Raw genomic sequence first — 12151 nt, 5'->3', positions numbered from 1 at the left:
CCGTCTTTCAGGATTGATTCTTCGCCACCAGCTCCGCAATTCGCACAATCACTTTCACCGCTTTTTCCATCCCCTCCAGCGTCACAAACTCATGCTTGCCGTGGTAGTTGTAGCCGCCGGTGAAAATGTTCGGGCATGGCAGTCCCATAAAGGAAAGTTGCGAGCCGTCGGTGCCGCCGCGAATCGGTTTTAACTGCGGTTCGATATCGCAGTCGCGCATCGCCTGCTGAGCGATATCAAGGATAAACGGATACTCAAGGACCTTCTCACGCATGTTGTAGTAGCTGTCTTCGATGATCAGCTCAATGTAACAATCCGGGTGCAGCCCTTTACCGACCTTTTTGGCGATCTCCATCATCTTACGTTTGCGGGCTTCAAACATTTTGCGGTCGAAATCGCGGATGATGTAATGCATTTCGGCACGATCTACCGTGCCTTTAATGCTGGTCAGATGATAAAAACCTTCGTAGCCTTCGGTCTGCTCCGGGCTTTCTTCCGCGGGCACTTCTGCGTGGATCCGCGTGGCAAGCGACAGCGCGTTCACCATCACCCCTTTCGCCGAGCCGGGATGGACATTATTGCCGACGATTTTAATGGTCACCGATGCGGCGTTGAAGTTTTCAAACTCCAGCTCGCCTACTCCACTGCCATCAATGGTATACGCCCACTGTGCGTTAAAGGCGGCGACGTCGAAATGCTTCGCCCCTTTGCCCACTTCTTCATCCGGGGTAAAGGCTACGCGAATATCACCGTGGGGAATGTCTTTGGCGATCAACACCGCCAGCGCGGTCATGATCTCCGCCACGCCCGCTTTGTCATCCGCGCCGAGCAGCGTTTTGCCGTCGGTAGTGATCAGCGTCTGCCCCATCAGTTGATGCAGCACCGGGAACATCACCGGGGAGAGCACTTCGTCGCCGATACCGAGCGCAATATCGCCGCCACGGTAGTTTTCAATAATCTGCGGTTTGACATTCTTACCGCTAAAATCGGGTGAGGTGTCAACATGAGAGATAAACCCGACGGCGGGAATATCGCCCTCAACGTTGGCGGGAAGGGTCGCCATGACCGTGCCTTTCTCGCTCAGCGTAACGTTAACCAGCCCCATCTCTTCCAGTTGTGTTTTGAGCAACTCTAACAGTTTCCATTGCCCCTCCGTGCTCGGAACCTGTCTGACACCGGGTTTCGATTGCGTATCCAGCGACACGTAGTGCAAAAAACGCTCAAGTAATTTATCCATGCGGGCCATCCTCACTATTTGAGACAACATTATTGATAAGCGCGAAAACTTAAATATTGCGTCAGGTCACTTTTACTCCTGCAAACGTTATTTTTTTATCCCGCTCCGCCGCGCAAATAAGCCGGGTTAAGAAATTACCTGGCCGACAGGGTAAATAATAACAAGCATTGGCGATTTCAGTGGTTTGCCGTAGAATGCCAGGCCTCAATAATGTGTCAGACCCTAAGGTGGTTAATCACAAACCCCGCACCGGTTAAGCTATCCGCTGCGTTTACACGGGACAGAGTCAAAAATTGAATACACAAACACGTTCGCGTTCGCCGCTGGTGCATCTGGAGGGAATTCGAAAAGGTTTTGATGGCAAAAATGTCATTTCCGATCTCGATCTCACCATCAATAATGGCGAATTTCTCACACTGCTTGGCCCTTCCGGCTGCGGTAAGACCACCGTTCTGCGCCTGATCGCAGGGCTTGAATCGGTCGATGCCGGTTATATTCACCTGGACCAACAGGACATCACGAACGTCCCGGCGGAACATCGCCACATCAATACCGTCTTCCAGAGTTACGCCCTGTTCCCGCACATGACCGTGTTTGAAAACGTGGCCTTTGGCTTGCGGATGCAAAAAACACCGTCCGATCAAATCCCCCCGCGCGTGACTGAAGCGTTACGAATGGTGCAACTCGACGAGTTTGCCGACCGTAAACCCCATCAGCTTTCCGGTGGCCAGCAGCAGCGTGTGGCGATTGCCCGCGCCGTGGTCAATAAACCGCGACTGTTACTGCTCGATGAGTCGCTTTCCGCGCTCGATTACAAACTGCGTAAGCAGATGCAAAACGAGCTGAAAGCACTGCAACGTAAGCTCGGCATTACCTTTGTCTTCGTCACCCACGATCAGGAAGAAGCCCTCACCATGTCCGACCGCATCGTGGTGATGCGCGACGGCCGCATTGAGCAGGACGGTACCCCGCGTGAAATTTACGAAGAGCCGAAAAACCTGTTCGTCGCCAGCTTCATCGGTGAAATCAATATCTTCAGCGCGACTGTCATTGAACGTATTGACGGCCAGCGCGTGCGCGCCAACGTCGAAGGCCGCGAATGCAATATCACCGTCACCTTCCCGGTGGAAAAAGGCCAGCGCCTGAACGTGATGCTGCGCCCGGAAGATCTGCGCGTGGACGAGGTCAACGACAGCAGCGAAGTGGAAGGCCTGATTGGTTTTGTGCGCGAGCGCAACTATAAAGGCATGACGCTGGAATCGGTGGTGGAGCTGGAAAACGGCAAGATGGTGATGGTCAGCGAATTTTTTAATGAAGATGACCCGGACTTTGACCACTCGCTGGATCAGAAAATGGTCATCAACTGGGTAGAAAGCTGGGAGGTCGTACTGGCTGATGAAGAGCACAAGTAAATTCCAGAATGTGGTAATTGCCACTATCGTCGGTTGGCTTGTGCTGTTTGTCTTTCTGCCTAACCTGATGATCATCGCCACCAGTTTTTTGACCCGCGACGATACCTCATTCGTTAAGCTGGTCTTTACGCTGGAAAACTATTCGCGCCTGCTTGATCCGCTCTATTTTGAGGTGCTGCTGCATTCGCTGAATATGGCGCTGATAGCCACCCTCGCCTGCCTGGTGCTCGGCTATCCCTTCGCCTGGTTTCTGGCGAAACTGCCGCAAAAAGTGCGTCCGCTGCTGCTGTTTTTACTGATTGTTCCTTTCTGGACCAACTCGCTGATCCGCATTTACGGCCTGAAACTGTTTCTCAGCACCAAAGGCTACCTGAACGCCTTTTTGCTGGAGATGGGGATCATCGACACGCCGATCCGCATCATGTTTACGCCGGGTGCGGTGATCGTCGGGCTGGTGTATATCCTGCTGCCGTTTATGGTGATGCCGCTCTATTCCAGCATTGAAAAGCTGGATAAACCGCTGCTGGAGGCGGCAAAAGATCTGGGTGCCAGTAAGCTGCAAACCTTTATTCGCATCATTATTCCACTGACCATGCCGGGCATTATCGCCGGGTGCCTGCTGGTGATGCTGCCTGCGATGGGGCTGTTTTACGTGTCGGATCTAATGGGCGGGGCGAAAAACCTGCTGATCGGCAACGTCATCAAAAGCCAGTTCCTGAATATCCGCGACTGGCCTTTCGGTTCAGCCACCAGCATTACACTGACGGTCGTGATGGGACTGATGCTGCTGGTCTACTGGCGGGCGATGCGTTTCCTGAATAAAAAGGGGGATCTGGAATGATTGGTCGCCTGCTCCGCGGCGGTTTCATGACCGCCATTTATGCGTACCTGTATATCCCGATCATTATTCTGATCGTTAACTCGTTTAACAGCGCGCGCTTTGGCATTAACTGGCAGGGGTTCACCACCAACTGGTACCGCCTGCTGATGAACAACGACAGCCTGCTCCAGGCCGCGCAGCACTCGCTGACCATGGCGGTGCTCTCCGCCACCTTTGCCACGTTGATTGGCTCGCTGACGGCGGTGGCGCTCTACCGCTACCGTTTTCGCGGCAAGCCGTTTGTCAGCGGAATGCTGTTTGTGGTGATGATGTCGCCGGATATCGTGATGGCGATTTCCCTGCTGGTGCTGTTTATGCTGATTGGCATCCAGCTTGGCTTCTGGTCGCTGTTGTTTTCACACATCACTTTCTGCCTGCCGTTTGTGGTGGTCACCGTCTATTCACGGCTGAAGGGCTTTGATGTGCGGATGCTGGAGGCGGCTAAAGATCTGGGGGCCAGCGAAATCACCATTCTGCGCAAAATCATTCTGCCGCTGGCGATGCCTGCGGTGGCGGCGGGCTGGGTGTTAAGTTTTACCCTGTCCATGGATGACGTGGTGGTGTCGTCGTTCGTCACCGGTCCCGGCTATGAAATTCTACCGTTGAAAATCTATTCGATGGTGAAAGTCGGCGTGTCACCGGAGGTGAATGCGCTGGCGACTATTCTGTTAGTACTCTCGCTGGTCCTGGTGGTTGCCAGTCAGCTTATTGCACGTGATAAAACCAAATCTCAGGGGACGTTAAAATGATCACATGGTCACGCCACCTGCTCGCTGCGGGCGCTCTGGCACTGGGTATGAGCACCGCGCATGCGGACAATAAAACCCTTTATTTCTATAACTGGACGGAGTACGTGCCGCCTGGTTTGCTTGAACAGTTCACCAAAGAGACCGGCATCAAGGTGATCTATTCGACTTATGAATCGAACGAAACCATGTACGCCAAGCTTAAGACCTACAAAGAAGGCGCGTACGACCTGGTGGTTCCGTCTACCTACTTCGTCGATAAAATGCGCAAAGAAGGCATGATCCAGAAGATCGACAAAACGAAGCTGACCAACTTCCATAATCTCGATCCGGACATGCTGAACAAGCCGTTCGATCCGAATAACGATTACTCCATTCCGTATATCTGGGGAGCCACGGCGATTGGCGTCAACGGCGATGCGATCGATCCTGACACCGTGACCCGCTGGGCAGATCTGTGGAAACCGGAATATAAAAGCAGCCTGCTTTTGACCGACGATGCGCGCGAAGTGTTCCAGGTAGCGCTGCGCAAACTGGGGCTGTCCGGCAACACCACCGATCCGAAAGAGATCGAAGCGGCGTATAAAGAGCTGCAAAAACTGATGCCAAACGTGGCGGCGTTTAACTCCGACAACCCGGCAAACCCGTATATGGAAGGCGAAGTGAATCTGGGGATGGTGTGGAACGGTTCGGCATACGTGGCGCGTCAGGCAGGCACGCCGCTGCGCGTGGTCTGGCCGAAAGAAGGCGGCATTTTCTGGATGGATAGCCTGTCGATCCCGGCTAATGCCAAAAACGTCGATGGCGCGATAAAACTGATCAACTTCCTGCTGCGCCCGGACGTGGCGAAACAGGTCGCAGAAACCATCGGCTATCCGACGCCTAACCTCGCCGCGCGTAAACTGCTGTCGCCGGACGTGGCAAACGATAAGTCGCTCTACCCGGATGCAGACACCATCAGCAAAGGCGAATGGCAGAACGATGTCGGCGACGCCAGCCGTATTTATGAAGAGTATTACCAGAAGCTGAAAGCCGGGCGTTAATCCCTCTCTGCCGGGGCGTTAATGCCCCGGTATCTTGATAAATTCTGATTTATTCCAGCCGACACGTTACATGCAAAGCGCCATGGTAATCTGCTGAGGTTTAACAACCTCTACTAACGCCATGGATGAGCTTAATGACCCCTGAAAAAAAAGTGGCTCCACGCAGCCTGCAAATTATCATCAGCGCACTGGTCGTGCTGTTTCTGCTGTTTCTCTCTTATTACACCATCAACGAAGGCGAACGTGGCGTGCTGCTGCGCTATGGAAAAATCGTGAAAGTGGCCGACCCGGGACTGGGATTTAAGATCCCGTTTATTGAACGCATTGAAAAAATCTCAACCCGTAATCAGGCGCTGGTTTACGAAGGCGTTCAGGCCTACAGCCGCGATCAACAACCCGCAACGATGAAAGTATCGGTGAGTTTTCATTTACAGCCATCTGATATCGCAGCCGTGTATGCGACCTATAACACTATCGATGCCTTAAAAGAACGCTTAATCATCCGGCAGTTGCCGACCCAACTGGAAAACGTCTTCGGTCAATACACAGCGATTAGCGCCGTCCAGGACAGAACCCGGCTGGTTCAGGATCTGCAAAACGCTATTCGTAAGGCCATTGTCGGGCCGGTGATCATTGACAGTGTGCAGATAGAGAACATTGATTTTTCAGACGCGTATGAAAAATCGATTGAAGACCGCATGAAAGCAGAAGTGGCTATTGCGACCCGCAGACAGAATCTGGAGACGGAGAAGATTCAGGCCCAAATTGCAGTGACACAGGCGCAGGCCGAAGCAGACAGCCGACTGGCCGCCGCTAAAGCAGAGGCGGAGAGCATTCGCCTGAAAGGGGCCGCCGAAGCAGAAGTTATTCGCCTGCGCGGTCAGTCAATTCGCGAAAACCCCGCGCTGATTGAACTGACGACCGCAGAGAAATGGGACGGTAAACTGCCACAAACGATGCTGCCCAACGCTACCGTACCGTTTATTTCCACGACCCGATAAGGTCCCCCCTCACCCCGGCCCTCTCCCTCAGGGAGAGGGAGAAAGGCGGTCCCGCACTCGATCTGTCCCCTCTCCCCATGGGAGAGGGTTAGGGTGAGGGGAAAAAACAAATCCGCACTCGATCTCTCCCCGTGGGAGAGGGCTAGGGTGAGGGGAAAAAACAAATCCGCACTCGATCTCTCCCTGTGGGAGAGGGCTAGGGTGAGGGGAAAAAACAAATCCGCACTCGATCTCTCCCCTCTCCCCTCTCCCCGTGGGAGAGGGTTAGGGTGAGGGGTCATCTGATCTCATCGCAAATCCCCGCCGCCAGGCTACGCTTGAAACATCCCTTTATTCTCTCATCCGAGTGAATAACCATGAACACACTCTATCTGCTGATTCAGCTGGCTAACCTTGTGGTCTTCGTCGTGTTTATCTACGACAAACCCAACAAGCCGGGCGTGCTGCCGCTCATCGATCCCCGCGCCATCACCCTGTTAAAAATCCTTTATCCGCTCCCCATTCTCACCTTCGCTTACAGCCTCTTTTTACCCGCTGTCATCACGCACCTCGACTGGATTGCTATGGGGCTGGCGATCATCGGGACGGGACTGGTGGTGAAAGGAAAAATCGATTTGGGAGAGAGTCATACCTGGGCGGGCTACTATTTGCCCCATGCGCCGGTAGTGGAGGATGGGATCTTTCGCTGGCTGGCGCATCCCATGTACTGCGGAATTATTATCGTGATCCTGTCATGCAGCACGGTCTACGTGACGCGTCTGCCGTGGTTTGTCAGCATGATCGCCCTGCTGTGCTGCATTTATATTATTGCGTTTCTGATCCTGGCGGCGCGGCGGGAAGAAGGGCTACTGCTTCAGGTGCAGTAGCCCTCAGGCGGTTACAACCCTTTAAGCAGCTTATCGATATACTCCGGCACCACCGCGCTTGCCAGCCCGTAGTGCTTCTCGGCAAACTCGCTGCCGACCTGGCTTGGCTCCAGATTCAGCTCGACGGTGTGCGCGCCATGCAGACGGGCTTCATGCACAAACCCGGCGGCGGGATAGACGTGCCCGGAGGTGCCGATGGCGATAAACACATCGGCCATCGCCAGCGCGCTGTAAATTTCATCCATGCCCAGCGGCATCTCGCCAAACCACACCACGTGCGGGCGAAGCGCAGCCGGGAACTGGCAGCAATGGCATTTGTCTTCCGGAGTAACATCGCCTGTCCACTCCAGCACCTGCCCGCTGCTTGCACAGCGCACCTTGAGTAATTCGCCGTGCATATGGATCACATTGCGGTTACCCGCGCGCTCGTGCAGGTTATCGATATTCTGCGTTACCAGCACAAAGCGGTCGCCCAGTTCCTCTTCCAGACGGGCCAGCGCCAGATGCGCAGGATTAGGCGCGATATCGGGCTGCTGGAGCTGACGACGGCGGGCGTTATAAAACGACTGCACCAGTTCCGGGTCGCGGGCAAAACCTTCCGGCGTGGCCACGTCTTCCACATGATGCTCTTCCCACAGGCCATCAGCCGCGCGGAAAGTACGAATACCTGACTCGGCGGAAATGCCCGCCCCGGTCAGTACAACGACTCTGGGTTTTTCCATCACATCTGGCCCCACTCTGTCTCGGAAAAATAAACGCTGACGTAGACGCTCACGCAGACGACGCTTGTTGCGACGAAAACGGGTCAGTCGGTGTAACCGGCGCGACTGCATAGCAACCTCTTCTGGTTAATCGGTGAGGTGAAGGAATGCGGCACCCCGCATGCCACCTGCATCGCCGTGCCGTGCCCGCTCTATGCGCGGAACCCGGGCCACGGGCAGCAAATGCGCAGGCAAACGTTCGGCCAGCAGGGTAGTCAGGGCGCTGAAATTCGACAATCCGCCGCCAAGCACCAGCAAATCAGGATCCACTATGGTGAGTATATTACCCAAACACACCGCCAGCAGATCGGCGTAGCGATCCACGTGCGCGCGGGCTTTGGCATCATGTTGCTCCCAGCGGGCGATAATTTCTGGCGATGATAATGGCTGATCGTAGACGTGGTTGTACAGCCACGCAAAACCGCGACCGGAAAGATAATTCTCGATACAGCCGAGTTTGCCGCAGCCGCAGCGGGTGAGCGGAAAATCCCACCCGACCACATCAAAGGCATCGACAGGCAGGCGAATGTGACCAAACTCGCCGGTGATATAACTGCGACCGGTCACCGATTTACCGTTAATCACCAGCCCGCCGCCGACGCCGGTGCCGAGGATCAGCCCCATAACCAGCGGATACTGGGTGAATTCATCATCCCAGGCTTCGGACAGCGCGAAACAGTTAGCATCGTTGTCGAGGCGCACGTCGCGCCCAAGCAGTGCGGTTAAATCAGCGCGCAACGGTTTGCCGCTGGCAGCGGGAACATTGGCCGCATAGAGCGTGCCGTCTGCCGTTTCCGGCATGCCGGGAATGCCGATGCCGACGGAGCCTTTCACGCCAAAGCGCGCATCGGCTTCGTGAACCAGCGCGGCAATCGCCTGTAAAAAATCGTCATAACTACTGCGAGGTGTGGCGATGCGTTTTTCCCATTGCAAACAGCGGTTAGCGTCAAACACACCCAGCGCAATTTTAGTGCCACCGATATCAAATCCGTAATACATCGCCACTCCTTGTTAGTTATTGTCCGCTTAAAACCCTCGCCGGATCGATGTTGCTGGCCCGGCGCGCGGGATACCAGCTCGCCAGCAGGCTCAGCACCAGCGCGGTGACCAGCACGTACACCACATCCAGCGCATGCAGTTCCGACGGCAGGAAGTCGATAAAATAGATGTCGCCGGAGAGGAACTGATGGCCGATAAGTTTCTCAATGCCGTTCATAATTGGCGTTAGATTAAGCGCCACGACCACCCCAATCACCACCCCGCACAGGCTGCCGAACAGCCCGGCCAGCAGGCCATACCAGACAAAAATGGCGCGGATCAGGCCATCTTTTGCCCCCAGCGTGCGCAGTACGGCGATGTCACCGCTTTTATCTTTCACCGCCATCACCAGCGTCGAAACGATGTTAAAGCAGGCGACGCCGATCACCAGCACCATCGCCAGATACATAATGGCGCGGATCATCTGAATGTCGCGGTACATGTAGCCGTAGGTGCCGATCCAGCTTTTGATGTAAACGTAGCTGTTGGAGACTTCGCCCGCGTCACGCACCAGTTTCTGGGCGTTAAACACGTCATTCACTTTGATGGCAATGCCGGTGACGCTGTTGTTCATCTCCAGGTACTGCTGCGCATCCTGCATCGGGATCATGGCAAAACTATGATCGAGCTGGCCGCTTAACTGCAAAATGCCTGCGACCTGGAGGCGAATGCGCTTAGGCTGCAACAGCTTATGATCGGCGCTGGAGTTGGGGATCATAATCGACACCCAGTCGCCCTGCTTCACCTTCAGACCGTCGGCCACGCCTTTGCCAATAATGACCTGCTGCTGTCCGGCCTTAAAACTGGCCCAGGCGTTGTTTTGCACAAAGCCCGGCAGCGCGCTCAGACGCGTTTCCTGAACCGGATCGACGCCTTTGACCTGAATGGCGCGCAGATTGACGCCGCTTTCCACCAGCCCGGTAAAGTTAATGTAGGGCGCGGCGGCGACAATGCCCGGCACCTTTTCAACTTTGGTCAGCGCTTCCTGCCAGTTGTTCCACGGCTGATTCACCGGCTCGATTTCACCGTGCGGCACCACCGCCAGAATGCGGTTGTTAAGCTCGCGCTCAAAACCGTTCATGGCGCTAAGACCGACGATCAGTACCGCCACGCCCAGCGCAATGCCGATGGTGGAGATCACGGAAATAAGCGACACCATTCCGCTGCGGCGGCGGCCCCGGCTAAAACGCAGGCCAATCAGTAACGATAACGGCGACACCATTAATCCGCTCCCATCAGCGTCATTTCAGCGGTCAGGCGACCGTCGCGCATTTCAAGCTGGCGGTTCATGCGTTTCGCCAGATGCAGATCGTGCGTCACCACCAGAAAGGCGGTGCCCTGAGACTGGTTCAGTTCGCCCAGTAACTGAAAAATGCTGTCGGCGTTGCGGGCATCGAGGTTCCCGGTCGGTTCATCGGCCAGCACCAGGCGCGGTTTGTTGACCAGCGCACGGGCAATCGCCACGCGCTGTCTTTCACCGCCGGAAAGCTCAGACGGACGGTGCTTCGCCCGGTGCTCAAGGCCGACAGAACGCAGCATATCCCGCGCGCGCTGTTCAATTTCAGCGGGCTTGATTTTGCCAATTAACAGCGGCATCGCCACGTTTTCCAGCGCGGTGAAATCCGGCAGCAGGTGGTGGAACTGATAGATAAAGCCCAGCTCGCGATTACGCAGTTCCGCTTTTGCCGTTGAGGAGAGCTTACTCATCGCCTGATTGTCGAAAATCACATCCCCGGAGGTCGGCGTGTCCAGCCCGCCCAGAAGATGCAGCAGCGTACTTTTGCCGGAGCCGGAGCTGCCGACAATCGCCATCATTTCGCCCTGCCCTACGCTGAAGCTGACGTCGTGCAACACATCGGTTTGCACGTTCCCTTCCTGATAGCGTTTGCACAGGTTGTCGCATTGCAACAGGATCTTATTCATAACGTAAAGCCTCAGCGGGTTGAGTGGCGCTCGCACGCCAGGAGGGGTAAAGCGTTGAAAGGAGCGCGATAGCCATTGCCACCAGCGCAATCCCGACGACCTGTAGCGGATCGATGGCGACCGGCAGGGCCGCGCCGTCCAGCAATGCGCCGATAATCGGCATTAAATTATTAAGCTGGCTGGCAAGCAGTGCGCCCAGCAATGCGCCAAGCAGTGCGCCGATGACACCGGCGCTGGCACCCTGCACCATAAAGACCGCCATGATTTGACGCGGCGTCAGCCCCTGGGTTTGCAGGATCGCCACTTCGCCCTGCTTCTCCATCACCATTAAGCCCAGCGAGGTAATGATGTTAAACGCGGCGACCGCAACGATCAGGCTCAGGAGCAGCCCCATCATGTTTTTTTCCATGCGCACGGCCTGGAACAGTTCGCCTTTGCGATCGCGCCAGTCGTGCCAGGCGGTGCCCGCAGGCAGCGTTTGCTGGCTGAGTTCATCCACTTTCAGCGGCTCGTTAAGCCACAGCCGCCAGCCGGTAATATTGCCCGCCGGATAGCGCATCAGGCGCGAGGCGTCCTGAATGTTGACCAGCATCTGATAGCCGTCCACTTCGCTGCTGGCAGCAAAGGTGCCAATCACGTTAAACAGGCGCTGACTTGGCAGGCGGCCCATCGGCGTAAACTGGCTGGCCGACGGCACCATGACACGCAGTTGGTCGCCGCGATTTACGCCCAGTTGCCCGGCCAGTTGTTCGCCAAGAATGACGTTGTACTTGCCCGGCTGGAGATCGCTTTGCTTTACGTTGACCAGAAACGGCGTTAAGGGATCGTTTTGCGCCGGATCGACGCCCAGCATCACACCTACTGAGACGCTGCGCGCGCTTTGCAGCACCACATCACCGGTGGTGAGCGGCGCAATGCGGCTCACGCCCTGTAATTTGACGGCGTTTTCAGGAAGTTGTTGGGGATTAAGCGACCCCTGCTGCGAGGTCAGGACGGCCTGCGGCATCAGCCCCAGGATGTTGTTTTGCAGCTCGCGCTCAAAGCCGTTCATTACGGAAAGCACCGTGACCAGCGCCATCACGCCAAGCGTAATGCCAATGGTCGAAAGCCAGGAGACAAAGCGACCGAAACGGTCGGCTGCACGCCCGCGCATGTAACGCAGGCCAATAAATAAAGCGACAGGTTGGTACATGAAATCCGTCTGGTTGCGATGAGCAGACTCACGAGTATATAAGCGAAACCGG

The 12151-nt window shown here is 55.6% G+C and carries 12 protein-coding genes; 6 read left to right on the top strand and 6 right to left on the bottom strand.

What is annotated here, in order from left to right:
* Positions 1-7: 7 nt before the first annotated feature.
* Positions 8-1237, bottom strand: a complete 1230-nt coding sequence (gene pepT / locus BM373_RS03315; protein WP_090459403.1) for a peptidase T — start codon at positions 1235-1237, stop codon at positions 8-10.
* A gap of 260 nt (positions 1238-1497) precedes the next feature.
* Between pepT and potA the strand changes: the two genes are divergently transcribed.
* The 6 genes from potA to BM373_RS03285 all read left to right on the top strand — a co-directional run bounded on the left by potA (position 1498) and on the right by BM373_RS03285 (position 7185).
* Positions 1498-2649, top strand: coding sequence for a spermidine/putrescine ABC transporter ATP-binding protein PotA (potA, locus tag BM373_RS03310; protein ID WP_177220115.1), 1152 nt, complete (start codon positions 1498-1500; stop codon positions 2647-2649).
* Positions 2633-3490, top strand: coding sequence for a spermidine/putrescine ABC transporter permease PotB (potB, locus tag BM373_RS03305; RefSeq protein ID WP_090459399.1), 858 nt, complete (start codon positions 2633-2635; stop codon positions 3488-3490). The genes potA and potB overlap by 17 nt, the downstream gene beginning before the upstream one ends.
* Positions 3487-4278: a spermidine/putrescine ABC transporter permease PotC gene (gene potC, locus BM373_RS03300; RefSeq protein ID WP_090459397.1), complete on the top strand. Its 792-nt coding sequence runs from the start codon at positions 3487-3489 to the stop codon at positions 4276-4278. Before potB ends, potC begins: the two co-directional genes overlap by 4 nt.
* Positions 4275-5318, top strand: coding sequence for a spermidine/putrescine ABC transporter substrate-binding protein PotD (gene potD, locus BM373_RS03295; protein ID WP_090459395.1), 1044 nt, complete (start codon positions 4275-4277; stop codon positions 5316-5318). The genes potC and potD overlap by 4 nt, the downstream gene beginning before the upstream one ends.
* Before the next feature lie 134 nt (positions 5319-5452).
* Positions 5453-6319: a prohibitin family protein gene (locus BM373_RS03290; RefSeq protein WP_256214543.1), complete on the top strand. Its 867-nt coding sequence runs from the start codon at positions 5453-5455 to the stop codon at positions 6317-6319.
* 356 nt (positions 6320-6675) lie between these two features.
* Positions 6676-7185, top strand: coding sequence for a methyltransferase (locus BM373_RS03285; RefSeq protein ID WP_090459390.1), 510 nt, complete (start codon positions 6676-6678; stop codon positions 7183-7185).
* Between the two features lie 11 nt (positions 7186-7196).
* Here BM373_RS03285 and cobB read toward each other — a convergent pair whose 3' ends face one another.
* Genes cobB through lolC form a run of 5 tightly spaced genes read right to left on the bottom strand, consistent with a single transcriptional unit; the run spans position 7197 to position 12099 of the window.
* Positions 7197-8018 carry a Sir2 family NAD+-dependent deacetylase gene (gene cobB / locus BM373_RS03280; protein WP_090459388.1) on the bottom strand — a complete coding sequence of 274 codons (822 nt, stop codon included), beginning with the start codon at positions 8016-8018 and terminating at the stop codon, positions 7197-7199.
* A 15-nt stretch (positions 8019-8033) separates the two neighbouring features.
* On the bottom strand, positions 8034-8945 hold the full coding sequence (nagK, locus tag BM373_RS03275; protein ID WP_090459387.1) for an N-acetylglucosamine kinase: 912 nt from the start codon (positions 8943-8945) through the stop codon (positions 8034-8036).
* 16 nt (positions 8946-8961) lie between these two features.
* Positions 8962-10206 (bottom strand): lipoprotein-releasing ABC transporter permease subunit LolE, encoded by a 1245-nt coding sequence (lolE, locus tag BM373_RS03270; protein WP_090459384.1) that lies wholly within the window; start codon positions 10204-10206, stop codon positions 8962-8964.
* Positions 10206-10907: a lipoprotein-releasing ABC transporter ATP-binding protein LolD gene (gene lolD, locus BM373_RS03265; RefSeq protein ID WP_090459382.1), complete on the bottom strand. Its 702-nt coding sequence runs from the start codon at positions 10905-10907 to the stop codon at positions 10206-10208. The genes lolE and lolD overlap by 1 nt, the downstream gene beginning before the upstream one ends.
* Positions 10900-12099, bottom strand: a complete 1200-nt coding sequence (lolC, locus tag BM373_RS03260) for a lipoprotein-releasing ABC transporter permease subunit LolC (RefSeq protein WP_090459380.1) — start codon at positions 12097-12099, stop codon at positions 10900-10902. Before lolC ends, lolD begins: the two co-directional genes overlap by 8 nt.
* Positions 12100-12151 lie beyond the last annotated feature (52 nt).

The sequence above is a fragment of the Enterobacter sp. kpr-6 genome (assembly GCF_900116015.1).
Lineage (GTDB): Bacteria > Pseudomonadota > Gammaproteobacteria > Enterobacterales > Enterobacteriaceae > Enterobacter_D.
The sequence above is the reverse complement of the archived record's forward strand: the minus strand, read 5'-3'. Positions and strand labels throughout refer to the sequence as shown.